The organism is Synechococcus sp. CCY9202 (assembly GCF_034931685.1).
In the GTDB taxonomy this organism is placed as follows: domain Bacteria; phylum Cyanobacteriota; class Cyanobacteriia; order PCC-6307; family Cyanobiaceae; genus CBW1002.
Map to the genome: position 1 here is coordinate 1 of NZ_JAYGID010000128.1, position 24,592 is coordinate 24,592.

Annotated in this window: 25 protein-coding genes; 12 read left to right on the forward strand and 13 right to left on the reverse strand. The window is 67.5% G+C overall.

All coding sequences use genetic code 11. The features are described from left to right. Positions 1 to 269: 269 nt before the first annotated feature. From VB777_RS15660 to VB777_RS15680, 5 genes are all read right to left on the reverse strand, one after another. Positions 270 to 1,073, reverse strand: coding sequence for an inositol monophosphatase family protein (locus VB777_RS15660; RefSeq protein ID WP_197158633.1), 804 nt, complete (start codon positions 1,071 to 1,073; stop codon positions 270 to 272). Then, positions 1,070 to 2,464: a BCD family MFS transporter gene (locus VB777_RS15665; RefSeq protein WP_323250079.1), complete on the reverse strand. Its 1,395-nt coding sequence runs from the start codon at positions 2,462 to 2,464 to the stop codon at positions 1,070 to 1,072. The genes VB777_RS15660 and VB777_RS15665 overlap by 4 nt, the downstream gene beginning before the upstream one ends. A 17-nt stretch (positions 2,465 to 2,481) precedes the next feature. Further along, positions 2,482 to 4,056 carry a TolC family protein gene (locus tag VB777_RS15670; protein WP_323250081.1) on the reverse strand — a complete coding sequence of 525 codons (1,575 nt, stop codon included), beginning with the start codon at positions 4,054 to 4,056 and terminating at the stop codon, positions 2,482 to 2,484. 255 nt (positions 4,057 to 4,311) lie between these two features. Next, the gene (locus VB777_RS15675) at positions 4,312 to 5,739 is read right to left on the reverse strand and encodes a TIGR03279 family radical SAM protein (RefSeq protein WP_416238377.1); all 1,428 of its coding nucleotides are present in this window, start codon (positions 5,737 to 5,739) and stop codon (positions 4,312 to 4,314) included. Positions 5,740 to 5,807: 68 nt separating this feature from the next. After that, positions 5,808 to 6,686, reverse strand: a complete 879-nt coding sequence (locus VB777_RS15680) for an undecaprenyl-diphosphate phosphatase (RefSeq protein ID WP_197171926.1) — start codon at positions 6,684 to 6,686, stop codon at positions 5,808 to 5,810. A 252-nt stretch (positions 6,687 to 6,938) separates the two neighbouring features. Between VB777_RS15680 and VB777_RS15685 the strand changes: the two genes are divergently transcribed. From VB777_RS15685 to nadB, 3 genes are all read left to right on the forward strand, one after another. Further along, positions 6,939 to 7,583 (forward strand): DUF3120 domain-containing protein, encoded by a 645-nt coding sequence (locus VB777_RS15685; RefSeq protein ID WP_323250083.1) that lies wholly within the window; start codon positions 6,939 to 6,941, stop codon positions 7,581 to 7,583. A 165-nt stretch (positions 7,584 to 7,748) separates the two neighbouring features. Next, a complete protein-coding gene (gene psbU, locus VB777_RS15690) occupies positions 7,749 to 8,126 on the forward strand; it encodes a photosystem II complex extrinsic protein PsbU (protein WP_197158631.1) in 378 nt (125 codons plus the stop codon). A gap of 153 nt (positions 8,127 to 8,279) precedes the next feature. Next, positions 8,280 to 9,923, forward strand: a complete 1,644-nt coding sequence (gene nadB, locus VB777_RS15695; protein WP_416238379.1) for an L-aspartate oxidase — start codon at positions 8,280 to 8,282, stop codon at positions 9,921 to 9,923. 112 nt (positions 9,924 to 10,035) lie between these two features. Here nadB and VB777_RS15700 read toward each other — a convergent pair whose 3' ends face one another. Continuing rightward, on the reverse strand, positions 10,036 to 10,950 hold the full coding sequence (locus tag VB777_RS15700) for a vitamin K epoxide reductase family protein (RefSeq protein ID WP_323250087.1): 915 nt from the start codon (positions 10,948 to 10,950) through the stop codon (positions 10,036 to 10,038). 138 nt (positions 10,951 to 11,088) lie between these two features. On the opposite strand from VB777_RS15700, the gene rimO reads away from it, so the two are divergent. Further along, on the forward strand, positions 11,089 to 12,483 hold the full coding sequence (rimO, locus tag VB777_RS15705) for a 30S ribosomal protein S12 methylthiotransferase RimO (RefSeq protein ID WP_323250089.1): 1,395 nt from the start codon (positions 11,089 to 11,091) through the stop codon (positions 12,481 to 12,483). A 101-nt stretch (positions 12,484 to 12,584) separates the two neighbouring features. Further along, positions 12,585 to 13,805: an MFS transporter gene (locus tag VB777_RS15710; protein ID WP_322758784.1), complete on the forward strand. Its 1,221-nt coding sequence runs from the start codon at positions 12,585 to 12,587 to the stop codon at positions 13,803 to 13,805. Positions 13,806 to 13,842: 37 nt separating this feature from the next. Here the strand turns inward: VB777_RS15710 and VB777_RS15715 are convergent, their stop codons facing one another. After that, positions 13,843 to 13,935: a cytochrome B6 gene (locus VB777_RS15715; RefSeq protein WP_197158627.1), complete on the reverse strand. Its 93-nt coding sequence runs from the start codon at positions 13,933 to 13,935 to the stop codon at positions 13,843 to 13,845. Between the two features lie 153 nt (positions 13,936 to 14,088). Between VB777_RS15715 and VB777_RS15720 the strand changes: the two genes are divergently transcribed. Further along, a complete protein-coding gene (locus VB777_RS15720) occupies positions 14,089 to 15,696 on the forward strand; it encodes a B12-binding domain-containing radical SAM protein (RefSeq protein ID WP_197158626.1) in 1,608 nt (535 codons plus the stop codon). Between the two features lie 55 nt (positions 15,697 to 15,751). Here VB777_RS15720 and VB777_RS15725 read toward each other — a convergent pair whose 3' ends face one another. Together VB777_RS15725 and VB777_RS15730 are read right to left on the reverse strand one after the other, a co-directional pair. Next, entirely contained in the window at positions 15,752 to 16,150 is a 399-nt protein-coding gene (locus VB777_RS15725) for a DUF4346 domain-containing protein (protein ID WP_197158625.1), read from the reverse strand. 9 nt (positions 16,151 to 16,159) lie between these two features. Next, positions 16,160 to 17,341, reverse strand: coding sequence for a GNAT family N-acetyltransferase (locus VB777_RS15730; protein WP_323250091.1), 1,182 nt, complete (start codon positions 17,339 to 17,341; stop codon positions 16,160 to 16,162). A gap of 69 nt (positions 17,342 to 17,410) precedes the next feature. Between VB777_RS15730 and VB777_RS15735 the strand changes: the two genes are divergently transcribed. Further along, a complete protein-coding gene (locus VB777_RS15735; RefSeq protein WP_231605540.1) occupies positions 17,411 to 17,887 on the forward strand; it encodes a hypothetical protein in 477 nt (158 codons plus the stop codon). A gap of 10 nt (positions 17,888 to 17,897) precedes the next feature. Here the strand turns inward: VB777_RS15735 and VB777_RS15740 are convergent, their stop codons facing one another. Continuing rightward, on the reverse strand, positions 17,898 to 18,632 hold the full coding sequence (locus VB777_RS15740) for a RibD family protein (RefSeq protein ID WP_231605539.1): 735 nt from the start codon (positions 18,630 to 18,632) through the stop codon (positions 17,898 to 17,900). 11 nt (positions 18,633 to 18,643) lie between these two features. Next, the gene (locus VB777_RS15745) at positions 18,644 to 19,516 is read right to left on the reverse strand and encodes a 6-carboxytetrahydropterin synthase (protein ID WP_231605596.1); all 873 of its coding nucleotides are present in this window, start codon (positions 19,514 to 19,516) and stop codon (positions 18,644 to 18,646) included. 196 nt (positions 19,517 to 19,712) lie between these two features. Here VB777_RS15745 and VB777_RS15750 point away from each other — a divergent pair, with 196 nt between their 5' ends. After that, positions 19,713 to 20,417 (forward strand): shikimate kinase, encoded by a 705-nt coding sequence (locus VB777_RS15750; RefSeq protein ID WP_323250093.1) that lies wholly within the window; start codon positions 19,713 to 19,715, stop codon positions 20,415 to 20,417. 22 nt (positions 20,418 to 20,439) lie between these two features. Here VB777_RS15750 and VB777_RS15755 read toward each other — a convergent pair whose 3' ends face one another. Continuing rightward, the gene (locus VB777_RS15755; protein ID WP_197158621.1) at positions 20,440 to 20,706 is read right to left on the reverse strand and encodes a chlororespiratory reduction protein 7; all 267 of its coding nucleotides are present in this window, start codon (positions 20,704 to 20,706) and stop codon (positions 20,440 to 20,442) included. Between VB777_RS15755 and VB777_RS15760 the strand changes: the two genes are divergently transcribed. Continuing rightward, positions 20,705 to 21,406: a DUF6816 family protein gene (locus tag VB777_RS15760; RefSeq protein ID WP_323250095.1), complete on the forward strand. Its 702-nt coding sequence runs from the start codon at positions 20,705 to 20,707 to the stop codon at positions 21,404 to 21,406. The two genes, VB777_RS15755 and VB777_RS15760, sit on opposite strands and share 2 nt — an antisense overlap. Here VB777_RS15760 and VB777_RS15765 read toward each other — a convergent pair. Further along, positions 21,363 to 22,082, reverse strand: coding sequence for a glutathione S-transferase family protein (locus VB777_RS15765; protein ID WP_197171934.1), 720 nt, complete (start codon positions 22,080 to 22,082; stop codon positions 21,363 to 21,365). The two genes, VB777_RS15760 and VB777_RS15765, sit on opposite strands and share 44 nt — an antisense overlap. Before the next feature lie 127 nt (positions 22,083 to 22,209). Here VB777_RS15765 and VB777_RS15770 point away from each other — a divergent pair, with 127 nt between their 5' ends. Genes VB777_RS15770 through VB777_RS15780 form a run of 3 tightly spaced genes read left to right on the forward strand, consistent with a single transcriptional unit; the run spans position 22,210 to position 24,511 of the window. Beyond that, on the forward strand, positions 22,210 to 22,416 hold the full coding sequence (locus VB777_RS15770; protein WP_197158619.1) for a DUF751 family protein: 207 nt from the start codon (positions 22,210 to 22,212) through the stop codon (positions 22,414 to 22,416). Positions 22,417 to 22,418: 2 nt separating this feature from the next. Further along, the gene (gene rbfA, locus VB777_RS15775) at positions 22,419 to 22,838 is read left to right on the forward strand and encodes a 30S ribosome-binding factor RbfA (RefSeq protein ID WP_197170785.1); all 420 of its coding nucleotides are present in this window, start codon (positions 22,419 to 22,421) and stop codon (positions 22,836 to 22,838) included. Next, on the forward strand, positions 22,835 to 24,511 hold the full coding sequence (locus tag VB777_RS15780; protein ID WP_323250097.1) for a glycoside hydrolase family 3 N-terminal domain-containing protein: 1,677 nt from the start codon (positions 22,835 to 22,837) through the stop codon (positions 24,509 to 24,511). Before rbfA ends, VB777_RS15780 begins: the two co-directional genes overlap by 4 nt. The last annotated feature ends 81 nt before the right edge of the window (positions 24,512 to 24,592 follow it).

The window sequence follows — 24,592 nt, forward strand, 5'->3', positions numbered from 1 at the left end:
CCTACAACACCGGTGGCTCGCGCCTCCTTCGTCGTAAGCACGCACCCTTCACCCTTCCAGGCAAACGGCACTCGCCCTCAGTGCCTCGCGGCACCGAAGACTCTGCGTTTCCACCGGTGCTCTCGCTTCCGGTGTGCTGCGCAGTCCAAAACCATACCCCATACACCTTCGATTGCGCAAGCTCCCACTGATGGGGCCGCGGGCAACTTCAGCCCGCCAGGCTCAGCACCACCAGCACCAGGGCCAGGCAGAGGGTCTGCACGAGAAGATCAATCCAGCAGGGCTTCAGCCCACGGGAGGAATCTCTCCAGACTCTCTTCGCTGTCCGCGGCCAGCACCGGATAGTCCTGGGTGGCCTGGTCGCTGCCGATCTTGAGCAACTGGGGCTCCGCATCGAGCCAGCGGAGCGGGCAGGCCAATTCATCCAGCACCAGCCAGGCCGCGGCAAGGTCCCAGAGCTTCGGGGTGGCTTCCAGCGCCGCCACGGTCTGCCCCATGGCCACACTCACCAGGTTGAGGCTCGCGACCCCCAGCAGGCGGATCTTGCCGGGGAAGCGGAGATTCGGCAGCTTCTGCAGCACCCCGATCGATCGACTGCACAGAGACGCACAGCCCGCCGTGCGGGCCTGCAAGGAAGGCGGCTCCAGCCGCTTGCCATTGCGCCAGGCTCCCTCGCCCCGGATCGCCACGATGCGCTGACGCAACGGGGGGACATCCAGCACCGCCAGCACGGGGCGGCCCCGCTCGAATCGGGCCAGCGAAATCGCCCAGTACGGGATGCCGGCGGCAAAGTTTGTGGTGCCATCCAGCGGATCCACAACCCAGAAACTCGGGGTGTCAGGAACGATCTGACGGCCCTCCTCACTGAGGACTCCATCCTCGGGATAGATCCGCTGCAGGCCTTCCACCAGGGTGGCATCGCTCCAGCGATCACACGCCGTGATCAGGGTGCCGTCGGCCTTCAGATCAGAGGCCATGTGCCCGAAATCCCGCCGCTGCCGGTCTGCCACCCGATCGACCAAGGCATCAAGGGCCGGATCAAGGTGAGAGGAGAGAACGGGGGATGCGGTCATCCGAGCTCCAGAGCGAGCACCCTGCTCAGGCTTCGTCCCGTATCTTCCCTGAACTGGCGCAGATTGACGCGACTCAGCAACAGGATGGCGGCAAAGGCCACCAGCGCTTCGATCCCGAAGACCAGCAGGTACGGCGCCAGGGCAGGAGCGCCAGGAAACAGCAACCGACCCAGATCGAGCAGACCACCACCCACCAGCTTGCCTAGGGCACGGGAGAGAGCCTGGGCCAGACCCCAGACCCCCACAAATGTGCCGGCGGCCTGGGGAAGGGTGAGATCGAGCATCAGACAGAGGGCGCTGTTGGTGGCGATGCCGGATGCCAGGCCGAAGATCAGCATCACAACCTTCAGAAAGCCCACCTGGCCCAGCACGCCACTGACCATCAGGAGAAGAAGGCTGAGCAGGATCAGCTGACAGCCAAGCCGGGCCGTGGGCAGCTTGCCCAATCTCGGCACCACCCAGAGTCCCGCCATCACAAGCCCCAGCAGGGTACCGACCCCCCAGAAGGTGGTGAGCAGGGCCGTGGCGGAGATCGGCATGGAGAACACCTCACCCCCGAAGCTCTCGAGGATGGGGTCCTGGATGAACAGAGCCAGGGTGAACAGCACGAGGAAGCCAAAGAACACGGCCACCTGACGGCTGGAGGTGATCAGGGCCCAGGACTGAGCCAGGGTGATGGCATCGTCGCGCGATGACGCCACGCTCTGGGGAAGCCGAGCAGGCTCCATGCCGGCGATGGCCAGCAGGGTGAGGGCCAGCACCACCAGCACCAGACGCTGCATGAATCCGGCCAGGACCGGCTCGAGCACCGAAGGATCGGTGACCCCATCAAGGGAGCGCAGGGAGAGGCGGATCGCGATCGAGGCCACGATGATCCCCACCGTGAGCATGCACCACAGCAGGCTCACCGCACGGGGCCGCTGGCTTTCGGTTGTGCGATCGATCACCAGGGCGAGATAGGGGGTGGTGGCCATGGAGACAGCCAGCCCGTACAGGGCGAACAGACCGGCGATGGCGGCGATCGAAAACCCTGCCGTCAGTCCGATGCCACCGTCGAGCAGGCGGGCGGTATGGAAGACCAGCGGTACTGAAAGCAGGGCGAGAAGGCTGAACAGAACCGCCCCCAGAAGGATGTAGGGCAGTCGGTGGCGACCGGCGATCGGGTGGTTGTCGGAGAGGTGGCCGAACAGCACACGACTGGGCGCCACAAACTGCTCACACGCCAGGGCGCCTCCCACCAGCAGGGCCGGCAAGGCCAGCTCGGTGATCATCACCCGATTCAGCATCCCCACAAACACCGCCGCCATCGCCCCAACGCAGCCCTGGAAGAGGCTCAGCCGGAGCACATCGATCCAACGGAGCGGCGAAAGGGGCGGAGCGGCCGAGGCCATGACTCAGGGGAAACGACTCAATTGACCGGATTGGCGTTGAAGGCACAGGCCGGCTCAAGCGGCTGTGGTTCCACAGGAACGACAATCTCGCCGGTGTTGCTTGGCTTCTCAGCGGGCAGAGCCTGGGGCTTGCAGAGTGCAATCTGATCGAGGCCGGTGCGGCGCCTCATCTCGGCCAGTCTGCGGTTGTAATCGCTGATGGCACTGGCGTAGCGAACTTCGGCGTTGGTGAGGTCGCGCTGGTTATCAACAACTTCCCGCTGGGTCGTCACACCGGCCTGGAAGCGGAGACGGGCCAGGCGAAGTGCCTCCCGAGCGGAGACAACCTCGCGGGTTGTGGTGAGGATATTGCGGTTATTCTTCTGCAGCTCGTAAAAACTGACTTCCACTTCCTGACGAATCGAATCACGCTGCTGAGCGAACCGGAAGCGGCTCTCCTCCGCTACCTGCTTCTGTTGCCGGTAAAGAGCACGAGCGCGGCCCCCATCGAAGAGATTCCAGCTGAGGTTGAGGCCAATGCTGTTATCCACGTTCCAACCGATCTCGTTCGGGATCGGCTGTGTCACAAACTGGTAGCCGCTGGAGCGACCAGCCCGCAACGTATTGACAATGTTGAGGAAGGGCTGGACTTCGCCAAGCTGGGCGTTGGCACGGCTGTTGGCGATCGAGATGTCCAGCAGAGCCTGATCGAGTTCCTCGCGGAAGGCATAAGCCGCAATGATGCTCTCCTGAAGGGACGGTAGCCAGGTGCCGAGCACCCGAGCCGGATCCTTCGCCGTAGGGGTCACGGTCTGGGGAAGATCCAGCAGGGAGGCCAGGGTGCGGCGAGCGATCGACTGGGCAGACAGGGAAGCGGTGAGCAGCTGCTGGTCGCGGGCCAGCTGGGTTTCGGCTTCCAGCACCTCCAGCTTGGTGGCCACGCCGGCCTGGAAGCGGGCCCGGGCGTCCCGCAGGCTCACCACCGAAGCCCGGACAGACTCCTGGCCGATGCGCACCTGTTCATCTGATTCCTGCAGATCGAAATAGGCCTGTGCCGCCTGCAGGCGGAGGTCGCGAAGACCGATCAGATACTGGTTCTTGGCCTGCTCAAACTGGTCGCGGGCCGCGGCGATCTGGGGCACCCGGGTGGGGTTGATCAGCGACCAGGTGGCCTGGAGACTGGCCTCCATGTTCCAGATGCTGGAGATCGTGTTGCCCCTCTCCTGGCCCGTGCCGGTGATGCTGGAGCTGTACTGCTGACCACCGGTGTAGCTGGGAAAGGAGCCCGCGTTGAGGTTGAGATTCGGGTACCACAGGGCGATCTGGGCGCGCAGATTGGACTGGGCCTGCTCGACCTGGCTGGCCAGGGACTTGAGGTTGGGATTGTTGACTTCGGCCAGCTGCTCCACCTCGCCGAGTCCGAGGGGCCGGAGCTCATTGATACGGACCTGATCGGTCTTGATCGGCAGGCCGAGGGATTCAGGGGCCGCCAGGGGCTGGAGGGCCGGATCAAGGGTGGTCGCGGCCGGAGGCAAGACAGAGGGATCGGACTTGGGCCGCGGACCCTTGACATCCGGTGCCAGCGGCAGGGGCTCGGGCTGGGCTTGAACCACCGGATCGCCTGTCTGTTCGGACGGAACGGTGTCAACGGCCGAAACAGGCTCCCCAGCCAGCGCAGCATCCGTCGCAGACCCCGGGGGACTCCCACCAGCAGCGATCGAGGTCGAGGGCGGTGCAGCCGCCGCAGACTGTGACTCCGCATGCGCCACCGAAGCCCCTGCAGGGAGGCCTACACTGGCGATGAGAACTGCACGCAGGAGCAAGGAGCGCGTCACGCCGTCTGTCCAATCCAATCCGTCGGCCGCAGCTTAAGCAGCTCCCACCGGATTGCCGAGGCAGACGGACACCAGATCGTCCGCCCCTTCCAGCAGATGGACCGGCACCGGCAGCCGGGCCGACAGCTCATCAAGGGTCATGTCATCGAGGAAGACCGGCTCGCCCTGGCGCAGCATCACCCTCGGCAGCAGCAGCGCCTGGCCCAGGGGACGATCCGCCACGCCGTCGAGCAGATCCGAGCCGGTGAGCAGCCCGGTGACCACCTGATCCTGGCCCCAGTAGGGGCTGGGGAGGCCGTGCAAGGTCAGAGTGAGCCCCACGACGGCATTGAGCCGCTCCACCACCGGCTGCAGGGCCTCGGCCACGAGCTTGCCCACCACCCAGCTGTAGTGACGGGCGGGGGTCACCGCCGCCGGCAGGGCCGTGGTGGCGGCATCGAGCTGCTCAAGAAAAGCGCGGATACTGCCGACGCCGTTTTCCTGTTGGGGCAGATCTTCGTAGGTGGCCCTTGGCGGCAGGGGCAAGCCGGCGATCAGATACCACTCATCCGAGAGCCAGGCAAAGCGGCTGCCCAGCCGGCCAGCGAACTCGCGCTGCAGGGGCTCCAGCCGCTCGATCACAGCCCGGGCACAGGCCCGATCCACCGGCACGAGCGAATCCCCAGCCGGCCGAAAGCGGGTCAACCCCACCGGCACAACAGCGGCGGAGAGCACGGCAGGCCAGTCGCCGGCGGCGAAACCAGCCAGATCCCGCAGGGTGCGCTCCAGGGCATCGCCATCGTTGAGACCAGGGCAGACCACCACCTGGGCGTGGATCTGCAACTGCCGCTCGGCAAACCAGCTCAGCTGCTGCGGCAGCAGAGCGGCGCGAGGATTGATCAGCAGGCGACTGCGCAGCTCCGGATCGGTGGCATGCACCGAGACGTAGAGAGGCGAGAGGCGCTGCTGCTCGATCCGCTGCCAATCAGCGGCCGTGAGGTTGGTGAGCGTCAGATAGGAGCCGTAAAGAAAGCTGAGCCGGTAGTCGTCGTCCTTGAGATAGAGGCTGTCGCGCCGGCCTGGCGGCTGCTGATCGATGAAGCAGAAGGGGCAGTGGTTATTGCACTGGCGCAGGCCATCGAACAGCGCTTCGGTGAAGCCCAGGCCCAGCCCCTCGTCGGCGTCCTTCTCCAACTCCACGAGATGTCTGGTTCCATCGGGATCGAGCACCTCAAGGGCCAGGTCCTCGTCACCGCAGAGAAACTGCACATCGATCAGATCCCGCGGCCGAACCCCGTTGATGCTGACCAGGCGATCCCCCGGCTGGAAGCCAAGCTCCTCGGCAATCGAGCCGGGCTCGACGCTGGCCACCTCCGCAGGCATCGGCTGGCGGCCCGGAATCCCGCCGATCTCACCGGCGACAGCTGCAGGCTCTCGCTCCCTGGCCGCCGCAGTGGCCTCGGCACTCAGTTCAGTCCACACGACTCAATCCAGGGGGTAGGGGTCAGAAGGTTGGGGCAGCGGAGCAAACCTGCCCCAGAGAGCAGTGTTCAGAAACCGGAGCGAGACACCCACTGCAGCAGAAACAGACCGAACAGCAGCCGATACCCCACGAAAATCCAGGTGCTGTGGCGCTGCAGGAAACGCAGCAACCAGGCGATCGCCAACCAGGAGACCAGGGCCGCCGAGAGAATGCCCAGCAGCATCGGCACCAGACCGCCACCGGCCGGCGCCGACAGGGCGCCCTTGATCTCGGCCAGGCCCGCCAGGGTGATGGCCGGGATGCCGAGCAGGAAGGAAAAGCGCGCGGCGGCAGGCCTCTGCCAGCCATCGAACAGGGCGGCAGTGAGGGTGCTGCCGGAGCGGGAGACACCGGGAATCAACGCCAGGGCCTGGGCAAGTCCCACCACGAGACCATCGCGGGGGAAGGTGTCGTCGATGGTGCGGCGGCGGCGGCCGAGCAGCTCGGCCAGGGCGAGCAGCAGGGCCATCACGATCGAAACGATGGCGATCGAGGGAAGGCTGCGCAGCACGGATGTCTCGTAGCCCGGCCAGAAGCGCTTGATCGAGAGACCCGCCACAACGATCGGCACGGTGCCGACCAGAATCGCCACCCCCAGTCGGGCGGAAGGATCGCTCCAATCGCGGCGGCGGCTGGCCTCGACCATTCCAAGGACCACGGTCCGGAGGTCATCGCGGAAGTAGGCGAGCACCGCCGCGATGCTGCCGAGCTGAATCACCGCCGTCACGGCGACACCGGGATCTCCCCAGCCCAGCAGGACAGGAACCACCTTGAGATGGGCGGTGCTGCTGATCGGCAGAAATTCCGTGAGTCCCTGCACCACCCCGAGCACCAGCGCATGCCAGCAGGCGGTCCAGAGGTCGAGGGCGCCGGCCCCGGCGGGGTCGACAGCGACGCCGAAGGGCATGCCGCCGAAAGCCATGCCGGAGAAGGCCATGCAGGAAGACGAGCACCAATGCCGACCCTATGGCGGCCAGCAGCCCCTCACCGGGGGCGGCTTCACCTTTAAGGTTGGCCAACTTTCTTCACATCCTTGGTGATCGGGGTTCCCTCCAGCCTGCAATCCCCCTCCGGCGTGGGTCCCCTCAGCCTGATCCCGTTGCTGCGGAGTCTGGAGCGCCCCGAGCCACGGAGGCCTGGTCTGGCTTCCATCCAGGCCATGTCTGCGCCCTGGCTGGCGGCCCTTCTGGTGAGTCTGCCGGTGTTTCTGCAGGCTCCCTGGGTGCGTGTCGCCCCGGCCAGCTCGGCCCTGTTCACCGGCGTCCTGCTCCTTGTGGGCCTGGTGCTGGAACGTCAGGCGCAGGAACGATCGAGCCAGGCCGGCGCCCTGCTGGTGGGGTTCAGCGGCAGCTGGCTGGCCGGCTCCCTTTTCTGGGGCTGGTGCCGCCTCCACCCGCTCTGGCATCTGCCGATTGAGGCCTTCGCCCTGCCGCTGGCCCTGACCGGCCTGGCCGGTCGCTGGCGGCTGGCCTGTGCCTTCTATCTCGGATCCCTGCTCGGCACCGCCGCCACCGATGCCGTGATGGCCCTGACGGGAGTTATGGCCCATTGGACGATCGTGCTGCAGGCCAGTCCGGAGCAGGCCCCGCTGCTGCTGCAGGACGCAGCCCGCCAGGTGCTTCAGCCACTGCCCCTCTTCACTGTGCTGCTGGCGGCCGTTGCGATCGGGTTGCTTTGCCGTCAGATCTGGCAGCGGGGCACGGCCTGGCGAGTGGCCGCCTCAAGCCTGCTCACCACACTGGTGGTTGATGGGCTGTTTCTGTTGGCGGCGCTGCTCGCCCCCCATGTCTCGGGTCTGGTCTGAGCCGGCTGGCCCCAGGCCTCCGGCGCCAGGCAAAGCTGAAGTTCTGCAAAAGCCACCGGCCCCATCGGGGTTAGCGGAAGGAGAGATCTGTAACGTTGTTGGCCTGGCGGCTTTCTGTCGCCTCAGGTCCCGGATTCAATGTCCCGTATTCAACGGAGAGTGGAGATGAAACGGCTGGTTGCCTGGCTGATGGGCGGGGTTGCCATGATCGGGCTGATGGCTTCGCTGGTGCTGCCCCCCGCAGCCTGGGCCGATGAGCTGCGCAATGTGGCCGACGACAAGATCGCCGAGTCTGCAGGCAAAGTTGATCTCAACAATGCTTCAGTGCGCCGCTTCCAGCAGTATCCCGGCATGTATCCGACCCTGGCTGGCAAAATCGTGTTGGGAGGTCCCTACGAGAGCGTCGACGACGTTCTTCAGCTGGATCTGACCGAACGCCAGAAGGAACTGTTCGACAAGTACAAGGACAACTTCACCGTGACCCCGCCCTCGATCGCCTTGAATGAAGGCTTCGATCGCATCAATGACGGCGTCTACCGCTGAGCCTTACCATCAGCCTCAGGTGAAAGCCGTCGGGCCCTCCCGGCGGCTTTTTTCATGGGCGATGCCGTGACGCAAGCAGACGATTCGAGCGAGCGGTCGCCCTTCCAACGCTCCTGGGACGTGGTCGTGGTCGGCAGCGGCGCCGCCGGCCTGATGGCCTGCCTGGAATTGCCGCCTGAGCTGAGGGTGCTGCTGCTCAGTAAAGACAGCGAGCCCCGCTCCGCCAGCCGCTGGGCCCAGGGTGGAATCGCCGCCGTGACCCGGCCGGATGACAGCTTCGCCAGTCACATCGCCGACACCCTGAAGGCCGGTGCCGGCCTCTGTGATCCCGCGGCGGTGGAGCTGCTGGTGCGCCAGGCCCCAGCCTGCGTCGAACGCCTGCTCAGCCTGGACATGGCCTTCGACCGCCATGGCGCCGAGCTCAGCACCACCCTGGAGGCCGCCCACAGCCATCGGCGCGTGCTGCATGCCCAGGACCGCACCGGTGGCGCCCTGGTGGAAGCCCTGGAGCGGAGGGCCCTGCAGCGACCGGGGCTCTGCTGCCTCAAAGGAGCCGTGGCGCTGCAGCTATGGGTTTCCGCCGGCCGATGCCGGGGGCTGCAGGTCCTGCACCAGCAGGAGCTGGGCTGGATCCGCAGCGGGGCTGTGGTGCTGGCCTGTGGCGGCGGTGGCCACCTGTTTGCCCACACCACCAACCCGTCGCAGTCGAGTGGCGATGGCGTCGCCATGGCCTGGCGGGCCGGGGCGGAACTGCGGGACCTGGAGTTCGTGCAGTTCCACCCCACCGCCCTGATGCTGCCGGATGCTCCCCACTTCCTGATCTCGGAGGCCGTCCGTGGCGAAGGGGGCCGGCTGCTTGATGGCGCTGGGGCCAGTCCGGTGGCCGGGCTCAGTGGCGGCGATCTGGCCCCGCGCGACCAGGTGAGCCGTGCCCTGGCCAGGCGGATGCGGGAGCTGCGCACCGACCATCTCTGGCTGGATCTACGCCCAGTGGGCGGCGAACGGTTGGAACGACAGTTCCCCACGATTCTGCGGCGCTGCCGCGAACTGGGCCTGGAGCCGACCCGGAACCCGATCCCCGTGGCGCCGGCCGCCCACTACTGGATGGGAGGCGTGGCCACCGACCTGGAGGCCGCCACCAGCCTGCCCGGGCTCTATGCGGTGGGAGAGGTGGCCTGCACCGGCGTCCACGGCGCCAACCGCCTGGCCAGCAATTCCCTGATGGAATGCCTGGTGTTTGCCCGGCAGCTGAGGCAACTCCAGCCCGCGGATTCAGACGGGGCCACGGCCCCGATCACCGCCCATGGGCGCCGGTTCAGCCTGGAAGCCTTGGCACCAGGGTTGACGCTGCCCGATCCGGATGTGTTGCGAGCGCGCATCCAGGCACTGCGGCGGCTCTGCTGGCAGGAGGCCGGGGTTGAGCGCAGCGGCAGCGGTCTCCGACGCGCCCTGGCCTGGGTGCAGGAACGGGCCGGGCTCTGGCCCTCCGGCTCCCTGGATGCGCGCTTGGCCCATCTGGAGCCAGGCGATCGGCTCGGCCTCGAACCGAGTGCCGCTGCCGCCCTGCAGCGTGGCCAGAACCTGCAGCAGCGGCTGGTGCTGGCCGAACGGCTGATCGAGGCGGCCCTGTTTCGCCAGGAAAGCCGTGGCGGCCACTTCCGCACCGATGTTCCTGCGCCCCAGCCCTTCTGGCAACGCCACAGCGTCCAGAGGTTGGGGCATCCGGTGCAGACAGCTCCGGTGGGGCAGCTGGTGAATCCCGTCAACGTGGACAGCAGAGCTGCACAGCACCGGTGAGCACGTGGATGCCCCAGCAGGCAGGCCATCGCACTGAGCTGAAGCCTTGAAACGCAGCCCTGAACCTCAGACGACTGCAGGCGCTGTTCATCCAGACGGATTCAGCCCCTGATCAGTTCGAGAAACCGCTGATCAGTTTGAGCTGCTCCAGCGACTTGACACCGGAATCGAGCTTGCCCTTGATCTCCCAGCTGGGGAAACCTTCCAGATTCTTGCTGTCGCACAGCTCCTTCTGACTGTTCTTGCCATCGGCGGCGCATTCGATCACCTTCAGCTTGGTGGTGGCCTCCTTGCCGAACAGCTCCTTCTGCTCATGGCAATGGGGGCACCAGTAGGCGGAGTACATCACGGCGCCCGTGGCGGTGAGATGTTCAGCCAGGGCAATGGACTCCGGCGTGCTGGCGGCGATGACGGCTGGCGGAGTGCCACGGGTGTCGACGGCGGCGGGCCGATCCACAGACGCCGCCCAGCCCAGGCCCACCAGGGCCACGACCAATGCCACCAGCACCCCACGGAAGAGCAGCTGGCCCCGGTCTTCCCAGCCCCCCTGCAGCAAGCTGAAGACGCACAGAGCCAGGCTCAGAGTGGCCGACAGCAGACAGAAAAAGCAGAAAGCCTGGATCTTGAACACCATCAGCCCCAGCAACAGCAGGCTGAACACCGCCATGCCCGTGGCGATCAGGAACAGTCCCCAGCGACCGACCGGCAATAACCGGCTCCGCAGATCGCCGCGCAGCACCAACGCCAGCACCGCCAGCACCAGCACGCTGGAATAGGCGAGGAAGCCCAGCAATGACAGGGGCTGACCCAGCACGGTGCCCCAGGCGCTGTTGAGCACCTTGTCGCAACCCTCGGCGCCCCCCGGGCAAACCAAAGGTCCGAGCAGCCCCCACCGCTTCAGGGTGATGGAGCCGGTATCGATCACGCCAACGGTGGCCAGCACGGCCATCACCACCCACACCCAGCGCCGGCTGGGCTCGCTGGGCCGCCGGCTGCTGAGGCGACTGCTGAGAAGACTCGACGTCACGGGGGCAGAAAGCGCTGACGGAATTGTGGCAGTCCTGCGGCGGCGCGCCGAAGGCCCCTGACACCCTCTCCCATTGCATAGGGTGGTGGATTGGCCCATCTCTCACCCATCCGGCCCACCCTGAACCCAGCGACCTCCATGTCCCCGCCAAGCCAGTCCAGCCGGAAGACCGTGGCCTTCGCCCACCTGGGCTGCGAGAAGAACCGGGTGGATACCGAGCACATGCTCGGCCTGCTGGCCCAGGCCGGCTACGGCGTGAGTGCCGATGAAAGCGAGGCCAGCGTGGTGGTGGTCAACACCTGCAGTTTCATCCAGGACGCCCGCGAGGAATCGGTGCGCACCCTGGTGGAACTGGCGGAACAGGGCAAGGAACTGATCATCGCCGGCTGCCTGGCCCAGCACTTCCAGGAGGAACTGCTCGAGAGCCTGCCGGAGGCCAAAGCGATTGTGGGCACCGGCGACTACCAGCACATCGTCAGCGTGCTGGAGCGGGTGGAAGCCGGCGAGCGGGTGAACCAGGTGAGCGCCATCCCCACCTTCGTGGGTGATGAACATCTGCCCCGCTACCGCACCACCTCCGAGGCGGTGGCCTACCTCAAGGTGGCGGAGGGCTGCGACTACCGCTGCGCCTTCTGCATCATCCCGAAGCTGCGCGGCGACCAGCGGTCGCGGCCGATCGAATCGATCGTGGCCGAGGCCCGGCAGCTGGCCGCTCAGGGGGTGCAGGAGCTGGTGCTGATCAGCCAGATCACCACCAATTACGGCCTGGATCTCTACGGCAAACCCCAGCTGGCCGAGCTGCTGCGGGCCCTGGGCGAGGTGGAGATCCCCTGGATCCGGGTGCATTACGCCTATCCCACCGGCCTCACCCCCGAGGTGCTGGCGGCCTACCGGGAGGTTCCCAACGTGCTGCCCTACCTGGATCTGCCGCTGCAGCACAGCCACCCGGAGGTGCTGCGGGCGATGAATCGCCCCTGGCAGGCCGATGTGACCGCGGGCCTGCTGCAACGGATCCGCGAGCAGCTGCCCGAAGCCGTGCTGCGCACCACCTTCATCGTGGGCTTCCCCGGTGAAACCGAGGAACAGTTCCAGCACCTGCTCGACTTCGTGGCCGCGCAACGCTTTGACCACGTGGGCGTGTTCACCTTCTCCCCGGAGGAGGGCACCGCCGCCGCGTCCCTGCCCAACCCGGTGCCTCCCGAGCTTGCCCAGGAGCGCAAGGACCGGCTGATGGCCCTGCAGCAACCGATCTCTGCCGAGCGCAATGCCGCCTGGGTGGGCCGGATCGTGGACGTGCTGATCGAGCAGGAGAATCCATCCACCGGTGAGATGCTCGGCCGCTGCGCCCGCTACGCCCCCGAGGTGGACGGCGAGGTGCGGGTGAGGCCAGGCGTGGGGGGTCTGTGCGCCGCTCCGGGAACCATGGTGCCGGTCCGGATCACCGCGGCAGACATCTACGACCTGGAGGGCGAAGTTGTAGGAGCCAGGGCCATGGTGGGCGACGCCCTCGCCGCCCACCGGAGCGGCGCTTGAGCCTTAGGGAGAGCTCCAGCCAGGCCCCCCGGGCCGTTCTTCCGGCGGCGAGCCGGGCGTCCGGGCGGCCCCCTGAGCCCCCGGGACACGATCCAGCTGGCCTGCTGGAGACGCTGCACCGCCATCAGCGCACCACCTTCCTGATCGCCTCGGGCGTGAGCACCGCCGGATCCTTTGCCGGACTCACCGCCAAGGGCTGGATCCTGATGCAGGGCACCGGCAACCCCATGGTGCTGGCCCTTCACTTCGCCGTGCTGGCCCTGCCCAGCCTGCTGGTGAGCGGGCCGGCCGGGGTGCTCACCGATCGGCTCGGCTGCGAAACGGTGCTGATCCGCGCCCAGTGGGGACTGTTTCTGGCCGGCACCCTCGGCGCCCTGGCGATTCCGCTGCAGACCGGCACGATGCAGGTGGTGCTGCTGATGCTCAGCACCATGCTGGCCGGAATCGCCAGTTCCTTCGAACTCACGGCCCGCAACAAGTACTGCGCCCTCGTGGTCGACCATCCCGGCCAGCTGGCCCGCTACATCACCAGTTTCTCGGTGGTGTTCAACGTGGGCAAGCTGGTGGGCCCGCCCGTGGGGGGCTGGCTGGTGGCGGCCACCGGCCCCCTGGCGGCCCTGACCATCGATGCCGCCACCTACCTGCTGCCGATTGCGACCGTGGTCTGGCTGCTGCGGCCCAACCGGGCGATGGAACAGCGCAGCCGACCGGGTCAGAAAGCCAGCCTGATCAGCGCGTGGAAGGACTGCGGCCGTCCCCTGCGGCACGTGCTCGGCTTCACCGCCCTGGCCTGCCTGGCGGGCTTCTTCCACCCTGGCCTGGCCCCCTTGATGGCAGCGGAGATCCTCGGCCCATCACCCCAGGCCCTGGGCCTGTTCACCAGCGTGCTGGCGGCCGGCAGCATCTGCGGAGGGGTGGTGCTGCAGCGGAACAGCAGCTGGCTCAGCCAACGCCCCGCCCTGCTGATGGGGGCGTGTGTGCTGGCCACCGGAGCGGCCCAGGTGGGCATGGGCGTCAGCACATCCACCGGCTTTGCACTGGCCATGGCGTGGGTGATCGGCGCCGGGACCGCATCGCTGCTGGCCGGGGTGAATCTGATCAGCCAGGTGGGCAGCCCGATGGTGCTGCGCGGCCGGATGGCCGGCCTGGGTCAGGTCGCCTTCCTCGGTGGCGGCGGCCTCAGCGGGCTGATCGCCGCCGGATTGTCGATGACCATCGGGCTGGCCGCCACCTTTGCCTGGCTGGGTGGCATCGGCGTGCTGCTGGGGCTCTGGGAACTGACCCAGCGCGCCGGCCTGCGCATTCCACCACCCGTCGATTGACGCGCAGGGTTGGCGTGCTGGGTTCAGCTCAGGCGGATCAGATCAGCCGGATGCCGCGCAGCACCACGGCGGCGATGAACGCGGCAGCAAGGCCACCACCGACCAGACCCAGATAGATTGCCGCACCCATGGCCGTGATTGAAGCGTTTGGGTGCCATTACAGCAGAAGGCCCGAGATCGGCGCTCCCAGCTGGATGCACCTAGGGTGGCCAGCACCATTGACCAGGCGACCCGGACGCCGACTGCGCAAGCACCTTTTCCACACCTCCTTCCCCCGCCGAGCATGCGCACCCTGTTCATCTACCCGGAATTTCCCAAAACCTTCTGGAGCTACGAGAAGATTCTCGAGCTGGTGAATCGCAAGGTGCTGCTGCCCCCCCTGGGCATGGTCACCGTGGCAGCCCTGCTCCCCCAGACGTGGGAGATGAAGCTGGTCGACCGCAATGTGCGCGAGGTGAGCGAGGCTGAATGGGCCTGGGCTGAACTGGTGATCATCTCCGGGATGATCGTCCAGAAGGCGGACATGGCCGCCCAGATCGCCAAGGCCAAGGCCCGGGGACTGCCCGTGGCGGTTGGCGGGCCCTTTGCGAGCTCGACTCCGGATGCACCCGAGCTGCAGCTGGCCGACTACAAGGTGCTGGATGAAGGTGAGATCACCCTGCCTCTGTTCATCGAAGCGATCGAGCGGGGTGAATCCAGAGGTCGCTTCAGCTCCGAGGGGGAAAAGCCGGATGTGACGGGCACGCCGATTCCCCGCTTCGACCTGCTCGAGCTCGATGCCTACGACTCGATGAGCGTTCAGTTCTCGCGGGGCTGTCCGTTCCAGTGCGAGTTCTGCGACATCATCGTGCTTTACGGCCGCAAGCCGCGCACCAAAACACCGCAGCAGCTGATCGCCGAGCTCCAATATCTCTACGACCTGGGTTGGCGCCGCTCCATCTTCCTGGTGGACGACAACTTCATCGGCAACAAGCGCAACGCCAAGCTGCTCTTGCCTGCTCTGAAGCAGTGGCAGATCGAGCATGGCTATCCCTTCAGCTTTGCCACTGAAGCGTCGGTCGACCTGGCCTCGGACGACGAAATGATGCTGATGATGGCCGAATCCCGCTTTGATTCGGTCTTCCTCGGCATCGAAACCCCCGATGAGGCCAGCCTCTCGATCGCCGGCAAGCACCAGAACACCCGCAGTTCCCTTGAGGAATCCGTCGACCGGATCACGTCCTATGGCATCCGGGTGATGGCAGGGTTCATCATCGGCTTCGACGGTGAGAAGAAGGGCGCAGGCGATCGGATCGTGACGTTCGTGAGCCGCACCGGCATCCCCGCCGCGATGATGGGCATGTTGCAGGCCCTGCCCAATACCGGGCTCTGGCATCGCCTTGAGAAGGAAAATCGGCTGATCCAGGAAAAGGCCGACGCCAAGGGTGTGAACCAGACCAACCTGCTCAACTTCGTGCCCACCCGGCCGATCCGCGACATCGCCAACGAATATGTGGATGCGTTCTGCCGTCTCTACGAGCCGAACGCCTACATCGATCGGGTGACGCATTACTACACCAAGGTGGGCAAACCACGCTGGCAGCAATATGTGAAGGCCGCAGCCTTCGGCAAGGCCTCCCTCCCCACCTGGACCGATGTGCGTGCCCTGCTGATCGTGATCTGGCGTCAGGGCTTTCAGCGGGACACCCGCTTCCGTTTCTGGCGCTCCATTGTCAAGATCGCCCGCTGCAACCCGGACAACCTCGAACAGTTCCTCGTCACCCTGGCCCACAACGAGCACTTCCAGGAATATCGCGAGGTGGTGACCCGGGAAATTCAGGACCAGCTCTCGGCCCTTCCCCCCGAACCGCCGCGCAGCCAGGTGGCCGATCGTCAGCTGCAGCCTGCTTGAAGACAGCAGTGTCTGGCTCATTCACTGCCTGACTGACGCACGGCCTGGCTGACGCTCAGTCCTGGATGTAGGGGATTCCCTGTAGCAGGCAGGCTTCCGCTTTCTGCAGTTCACGCCCGAGATACAGGGCATGATCCAGACGGCTGAGCGGATGGGGCCCAGGCCCCTCGGTGAGAGCCACACCCAGCTCCTTGGCCGTGCGGCCCCGGAACACCGCCAGGGGGGCATGGGGACCGGCGCCGCGGCAACTCAACACCTCCCCGCTTTCCGGATCGGTGGCCAGCCCCTGGTCATTGATGCCGTTGCCGTAGTGCTCGGCAACCAATTCACCGGCCTCGGCATCCAGCTTGATCAGGAAATAACCGGCCGGATCCAGTGCAATCTGGCGCTGCGAGAGCTGCTCATCCAGGCTGCGGCGCTGATCGGCGGCGCTGGCGGGGGAAAACAGAACCATGGCTCCAAGTTAAGCCGCCCGCTGGTCGAGAGGCAGCGGAGTCGCACTGAAGGGCAACTCCGCATTGATCGCTTCGATCTCCTCGCGCATCAACGCATTGGCCCGGGGCAGCCACTGGCGCAGCATCGTGTCGAAGCGGGGATCACTCCAGCGGTGCAGGCTGGCCCGCGGCTCGGCCAGGAAACCGCGACGACGCTTGTGGCTGCCCCCCGCACCGGGATCGAAGCTGCGGATGCCCTGGGCGATCGCCCATTCAATCGGCGCGTAGTAACAGACCTCAAAGTGAAGATTGTCGAGGTCCACATCACTGCCCCAGTAGCGACCCCAGAGCTCCTGCTCGGAGCGCACGCACAGCGACATCGCCACCGGCTCCGAGGGATCACCGCGGTGTGCACTGAACAGCACCAGATGCTGCCGCAACTGCTCAGCCGCCGCCGTGAAGAACGCCTCGGTGAGGTACTTGCTGCCCCATGGCCCCCAGCGACTGCAGTGCTGGGCATAGAAGTCGTGCATCCGCCCCACCATCCGGGGGGGAATCTCCGCCCCCACCAGAGGCGTGACCTGAAGCCCCGCACTGGCGACAGCCTTGCGTTCCCGCTTGATGTTGCGGCGCTGGTTGGCGTTGAAGCTGGCCAGGTAATCAGCAAAGCTGCGATAGCCGGGGTTGTGCCAGAGGCTCTGCTGATTGATCCAGGTGGCGCAGCCGGCCGCCTCGGCCAGGGGCTGCCAGGCGGGATCGACATAGAGAAAGTTGCAGCTGAGCAGATGATTGCGGCGGCAGAACGCGTCGATCAGCTCCAGCATCAACCCGGTCAGTGCCGCGGCGTCCTCGTCGGGGGCGAACCAGAAGCGATAGCCCTGCACCGGGCTCACCGGACTCATGCCCACGAGCTTGGGGTAGTAGCGCAGCCCCAGGTCGTCGGCGAGGCGTGCGAAGGCCTGGTCGAAGACGAATTCGCCATAGCTGTGCCCCTTGAGATAGAGCGGTGCCACCGCCACCAGCAGGTCGCCGCGCCACAGACACAGGTGACAGGGCTGCCAGCCCTGGCGCGGCACGATGCTGCCGCTGGCCTCGAGCTGATGCAGCCAGTCCCAGCCATAGAACGGCAGGTGCTGGCCCACCAGCGCCTGCCACTGTTCGGAAGGCAGCTCCGCCATCGACTGGTGCCAGCGGGCGTGCAACTCAGCCATGGAGCGGGCCGCGGTGGCGAGTGTTCGGGCGCAAAACTAACGGGACTGTTCCAGCCACGGCGGTCTGTCATGCACCAGCCCCAGCGACGATCGCACCGATCCCTGCTGCTGCCCCTGGCCGCCGCACTGCTGGGTGGCCTGGGCGGGCTGGGCGCAGCGCCACCGGCCCGGGCTGGCCTGGCCCGGCCGCTGCTGATGATGATGAAACCGCAGCTGGAGGAGCGGCTCGCCCGGGTCTGTGTGGAGACCGCCTCTGGAGGGCAGAGCGATCTGGCCCGCAGACTGAAGGATCCCTGCCGCCAGCTGGCCGGGCCCACCAGTGCCTGCCTGATCGAAGAAACCGACCGCAGTGGCCGCAGCCTCGGCGTGGTCAGCGAACTGGTGCAGGGCCGCTTCGGCGACGACAGCGAATGGGTGGTGAAACGCTGCCTGGCCCGTCTGCTGGGACTGAAACCCGAAAGCCTGCAGGAGGTGCCGCTGGAGGAGCTGGCCAAACGCTTCGGTCAGAGCGCGGGGACAGGCAAAGACCGAAGCCGTACGCCCTGAACGGCACGCCCTACGCGCGATCGCCACCAAGGCCGGGGCGGTCATAACGCAGCAGCAGCTCGCTGTCCTCAAGCAGGCGCTGCTCCTGCAGCCGCCAGCCGCGCTGCAGCGCATCCATCACCGGCGATGTCGCCGGCAACCAGCTGTGCGCCCCCCCCAGGAGCTGGGGGCACAGGGTGAGCTGCAGTTCATCGAGCCAGCCTTCGGCCACAAGGGAGGCCACCAGCCGTGCGCCGCCCAGCACCACCAGCCGCTCCAGGCCGGCCAACGCCAGCTGCTCCAACGCCTCCTGCCAGCCGCCACAACACAGCTGGCGCTCAAAACCAGCGGGCGCGGAGGCTCGATCCCCGGCGGGGGCACCAGGACCAGCCGCCAGGCCGGCCGGATCGCCACCAGGATCCAGCCGCCAACGCCGCAGGGGCTGGGCAAAAAAAGGCAGACCGACCTCCACAACACCACTGCGGCTCACCACCACCGCCAGGGGCTGGGGCTCACGGCCGGCGGCAGCGCGCTGGGCCAGCAGGTCGGCCTGGCGGATCAGGCAGGTGGTGCCGTGGCGCCGCAACGTCTCGGCGCCGATCAGGCAGCCGTCTGCCCAGGCCAGGGACTCTTCCAGCACCCGCCGATCGCCGCGGCCGCCGATCTGGGCCGCACCTCCCGTTGCCGGCGCCAGCCGTCCATCCAGGCTCACGGCCAGCACCAGCCTCAGCAGTGGTCGGCTCCGGCCAGGCGACAGGGCAACCACGGCGACAGGCCTCAGGCCGCCGCCAGCACCTCAAGCCCACGGGGCAGCATGCCCAGCTGGGCGGTTTCGGCAAACACCTCGGCGGCGTTGTTGGGGCTCTCCTGCAGGCGGACCTTGTGCAGGCAGGCGCCTGTGGCGGCGATCGGTGACGCCAGAAGATCGCAGATATGCAGCGCGATGTTCTCGGCGGTGGGCACGCAGGCGGCGAAGTGGGACACGTCCTTGTTGAGGAAGGTGTGATCGAAGGGCTCGACCACCAGGTCCTGGACCAGGGTCTGGAGCTCCGCCAGATCGCAGACCATGCCGGTGCGGGGGTCGATGCTGCCGCGCACGGTCACATCCAGCAGGTAGTTGTGGCCATGGCCATGGGGCCGGGCGCACTTGCCGTAGATCGCCTCGTTCTCCGCCTGGGAAAGCTCGGGGCGGGCCAGGCGATGGGCGGCGGCGAAATGGGTGCGGATCGAGAGGAAGGCTTCCATGGTGTCGCCGATCACGTCGGCCCAGAGGTTGGCGGTTTCGTAGAGGCGCAGCCCCATCAGGGGCAGATGGGGGGCCAGGCGGGTCCAGATCGCCCGCACCAGGGCTTCGGTGGTCGGCAGACAACCGGCTGGGGTGGAGAGATCGAACTCCGGCCAGACCTCGTTGAGGTAGCGGAAGTCGAGCTGTCCGGTCACCTCACGGCGGATGGCGTGCTTCACATCCGAGAGATTGAGCACCATGCCATCGGCGTCGAGATCGCCACCCATGGCCACCACCAACTCGTAGTTATGGCCATGGCCGGGGGCGATGCTGCAGGGACCGAAGCGCTCCTGGTTGGTGGCCGCATCCAGTTCCGGCAACCAGTAGCGGTGGCTGGCACTGAAGGTGGCCCGCCGTGTGATCACACAGGGGCGGCCCCGGCCGTGGGGGCAGGCCGTTCCAGCGGGCACGGATGCCGCAGACGCCGGCCGCAGCGCAGCCGACTCCGGTGGGGCCAGGGTGGGCGCACGCAAGCCGGTAGCCATTTTCGCCCATGCCTGTGTAGAGCGTGCATCCTAGAAACCGGATCCCAAGCACTGCCGCGCTCGACGCCCGCCGCCCATGCCCCCCGCCGCTTCCTCCGGATCCGATGGCCGTGACGGATTCAGGGGCTCTGCCTCAGACATCAGCAGGGAAGCCGCCGATCGCACCACCCACCGCTCCCTCGCCCGCCGGCTGGAGGGGATCAACATCTATCTGGTGGGGATGATGGGCGCGGGCAAGAGCGCGGTGGGCAGGCCCCTGGCCGCGGCGCTCGGCTACCGCTTCCTCGATGCCGACACCACGATCGAACAGGTGGCCGGCCAGCCGATTCCGGCGATCTTCGAGCAGGAGGGGGAGGCGGGGTTCCGTGCCCTGGAAACCGCAGTGCTCGATCGCATCGCCAGCTGGCACTCCCTGGTGGTGGCCACCGGCGGCGGCGCCGTGACACGGCCGGAGAACTGGGGCCACCTGCACCAGGGGGTTGTGGTGTGGCTGGATGCCGCCGATGCGGTGCTGTTGCAGAGGCTCAGCGCCGACCCCACCCCGCGCCCGCTGATGGCCGGCCCCGACCCGCACGGACGGCTGCGGGAGCTGCTGGAGCAGCGCCGCCCCTTCTATGCCCAGGCGGATCTGCACATCGTGCAGGGCAGCGGCCCCCCGGAGCAGGTGGCGCTCCAGGTGCTGGACGGGCTCCCCTCGATCCTCAAGGAACGCCAGGCCGGCCCCAGCGAACCACTGACGCTGATCAACGGCGACGGAGCTATCACTTCCTCGCTCAACTGACCACCGCTCAGCCGACCACGGCTCACCGGTGGCCGCCGGGCTCCAGACGCACCGCGAACCACTGGATCGCCAGCCCCGGTGCCAGCTCCAACTCGCAGGCGGTGTCGAGCAGGCGTTCCGCCTGGGCCCGGGCATCGGCGAGGCCGGCCAGATCCTCTGGGACCGCAGGCAGACGCTCGAGGTGGGCCGCCAACCAACCCAACGCGGCGCCCACATCAAGGATCTCCTGAGGCCGCCCCGGCTCGAGCACCACGTAATGATCAAGCTCCCGCATCAGGGGATCAGACATGGCCGCAACGCTGCTGGGCACCATCCTGGCGATCCTGCTGGCTTTGCCGGTCGCAGCCGCCCCTGGAACGGTTGTGCAGGAGCGCCTGAGCAGCTGGCCGCAGTGGCGGCTGCCGGTCCCCCTGCCGCGGCCGGGGCGAGGCGACCTGATCTATCCCCACTGGTTTGCGGGAGCCTGGGAGGTGACCAGCCACAGCCTTGAGGGCGACACCGCAGCGCCTGCGGGGCCAGCCCAGGAGCCACCGCTGCACTACCGCGTCGACTTCATCGCCGATCGCCGGGGCCGCATCGTGGGCGCCCGGGCCGCGAACGCCGCTGCGATCGGCCGGGCAGTGCTGGGCCATCGTCTGGTCAGCGTGGAAGACGACCCCGCGAACCCGAACCGCCAGCTGGCCCGCCTGCGCGACGGATCCCTGCTGGAAACCCGCGTGATCGGTCGGCAGGTGCTGACCTTGCCACCCGACCAGTTCCTGGCCGACGAACTCAGCCTGCAGGTGCTGCATGGTGAGGCGGCACCCAGGGTCAGCCGGGTGGAGGTGCTGAGCCACTACCAGCTTGAAGCGGATGGAACCATCAGGGGCGAGCAATGGCTGGCCACCTACCCCTCCCCGACCGAGGGCCTGATGGCCAGCCCCAGGAGCCTCGCCGAGTACGAGCTCAGGCTCGTCCCGCTGCGGCCACAATCCGGTCCCGCCAGCTGAACAGGGGCTCCAGCAGGGGGTTGTCGGCGATACCGGTGACGCCACGGCCCGCCAGGGGTGCTCCGGCGCTGGCGGGGAACTTCAGCAGCGACAGCTGGGCCGCCACGGCCAGATCCGCAATGGACAGAGCATCGCCCACCAGATAGGGAGTGGACTCCACCAGCAGGGCGAGCTGCTCGAGGTTGCGGCGCAATTGCTGCATCGCCTCACCGGCGATCGCCTCGCCAACAGCACCGGTGAGGGAGGAGAGGGCCTCGGCCGGCAGGGCACCCACCAGGCTGCGCAGCGGGCCGGGCAACCGATCCGGCAGCAGGGCCGTGCGCAAGACCGGATCGGCGGCGGCGGCCTGCACCAGGGCGAGGCGACAGCCTGCGGACAGGGCGGTATCGGCCCAGTCTTCCAGAAGCCAGAGGCGGGCCCGCTCGACCGGATCGACGGGTTGCAGGGCCGGCGTGGGGTAGCGATCCTCCAGATGCAGGGCGATGGCAGTGGAATCAGCAATCACCTCACCGCCATCCACCAGCACCGGCACCTGCCGCTGACCCGAGAGGCGGAACACCTCCAGCTGGCCAAGGCCTGGCGTCACCTCCACAACGGTGTAATCGAGACCCTTGGCCGCCAGGATCAGGCGCACCTTCTCGCAGAAGGCCGAATGTCTGAACTGATGCAGTTCCATCGGCGGTGACTCCGGGGGCAAGGGGGACTGGCGGGATGCGGCGGGAGGGATCCGCGGCCGGAATGCGACAGAGCCAACCTCCGGGCGGCAGAGTAGCTAGCACCTGCGAGCGCGGTGCACGGCGGCCATGAAGGACTTTTTCGTGAACGTAACGCGGTACCCGCGTTATCTGATCGCCTTCAGCCTCGGGGTGATCAATTCGGTGGTGGAGCCGCTGGCACGGCGACGCAGCAATCCGGTCACGGCGGTGGCCCTGGTGGGGGCCCTGATCAGCGGCCTGCTCAGTCTGGGCCTGGTGCTGCGTGCGATGGTGACCACAGCACCTCTGGCATAGCCATGGCACAGGGCCGACGGGTGGAACGGGTGGCGGCCCTGATCCGCCGCGAAATCAGCGAGCTCCTGATCACGGGCATCAAAGACGAACGGGTCAGCCAGGGCATGGTGAGCGTCACCCATGTGGATGTGGCCGGCGATCTGCAGCACTGCAAGATCTTCGTGAGCGTGTTCGGCAGCGACGACGACCGCATCCAGGCGATGGCCGGCCTGCAGTCGGCCGCGGCCTACGTGAAAGGCGAACTGGGCCGCCGGCTGAAGATGCGCCGAACACCCGAGGTGGTGTTCCAACTGGATCGTGGCCTCGAACGCGGGACCACGGTGCTGAGTCTGCTGAACCGCCTTGGGGAAGAACGGCTGAGCAAAGACAGTGAGCCACCCTTGACTGAGGCCCCCGAGGACCAGAACGGCACTGCGCCATGACGGCGGCCGGGGCTGGCGCTGGAACGGCCACGGAGCAGGACCTGCGGCGCCTGGTGGCCGAGCTGCTGGTGGTGCGCTGCAGCGGCCACCTCAGCGACGATCAGCGGCGCTATCCCCGCTGGGAGCTCGACAACGCCACCCTGCGGCGCCTTCTGGCTGAGGGGGTGGGGGGCGTGATCCTGCTGGGCGGCAGCGCCGCCGAGCTGGGTCTGCGCTGCCGCCAGCTCCAGGCCTGGTCAGGCCAGCCACTGCTGCTCTGCGCCGACGTGGAAGAGGGGGTGGGGCAGCGCTTCGAGGGGGCCAGCTGGTTGGCACCACCCCTCACTCTGGGTCGCCTCTACCAGCGGGAGCCAGGGCGAGCCGAGGAGCTTGCCGAGCGCTATGGCCGCTGCACGGGCGCCGAAGCCCGGGAGCTGGGCCTCAACTGGGTGCTGGCGCCGGTGTGCGATGTCAACAACAATCCCGCCAACCCGGTGATCAACCTGCGCGCCTGGGGGGAGGATCCCGCCACCGCGGCGGCCCTGGCCACGGCCTTCCTGCGCGGCGCCCAGGCCGAGGGGGTGCTCTGCTGCGCCAAGCACTTCCCGGGGCACGGCGACACGGCCGAGGATTCCCATCTGGAACTGCCCCGCCTCGACCACGAGCGCACCCGGCTGGAGCAGGTGGAGTTGCCGCCTTTCCGGGCCGCGATCGCCGCTGGAGTGGCCTCGGTGATGACCGCCCACCTGCTGCTGAGCGAGCTGGACAGGGAGCAGCCTGCCACCCTGTCGCCGGCCGTCCTGGACGGACTGCTGCGCCAGGAGCTGGGCTTCGAGGGCCTGATCGTGACCGACGCCCTGGTGATGGAGGCGATTGCGGCCCGCACCGGCGGGGCCGAGGCCGCCGTGCTGGCCCTGGTCGCCGGGGCGGATCTGGTGCTGATGCCGGAGAACGCCGACGCGGCCATCGACGCAATCCTGGAGGCCGTGCAGCAGGGCCGCCTGTCGCCAGAGCGGCTGGCAGCCAGCCAGCAACGGCGGCGGCGCGCCCTGGCCTCGGTCGCGGAACCCGCGGCTCAGCAGCCCTCCGGTGCAGACGTGGCCCTGCCACTCCGGCGCCTCAGCGAGGGCCCCCGGGCTGAGCACCGGGCACTGGCCAGGGAGCTGGTGCAGGGCGGTCTGCAGCATCGCGGCGGCCGCCTGACGGTCCGCCCGCAGGGCACACCGAGCGCGGCAGGCTGCAACCTGATTCGTATCGACAACGCCCTGCAATGCCCTGCCCTGCCGCTGGGGGCACCAGCCCTGAACCTGCCGGCAGCAGCGGGCTTCCGGAGCCGCCTGCTCGAACCTCGCAGCCCCTCCCCCTGGAGCCAGGATCCCCGCCATCCGCTCAACCTGGAGAGCCTGGGCAGTGGAGCGGTGCTGCTGCAGCTGTTCCTGCGCGGCAATCCCTTCACCGGCGGCGCCGGCGGTCAGGAGCCGTGGGAGCAGGCAATCCAGCAACTTCAGGAGATCGGCCGGCTGGCTGCCCTGGTGGTCTACGGCAGCCCCTATCGCTGGGACAGCCTGGTGGCGGAGCTCGACCCGCAGATTCCCGCCGCCTACTGCCCCGCCCAGACACCGTTGGCCCAGCGCTACGCCCTGGAGGCCATCGGCCTTGGAGAAGGAAGCCAGGCTGGGTCCTTCACCGACTGAGCGCCTTGGCGCCCCTCCGCCTCGCTCCAGACCAACCGTGACCAAGTCCCTACCCACCGCCATGGGCACCGAGCCTCAGCT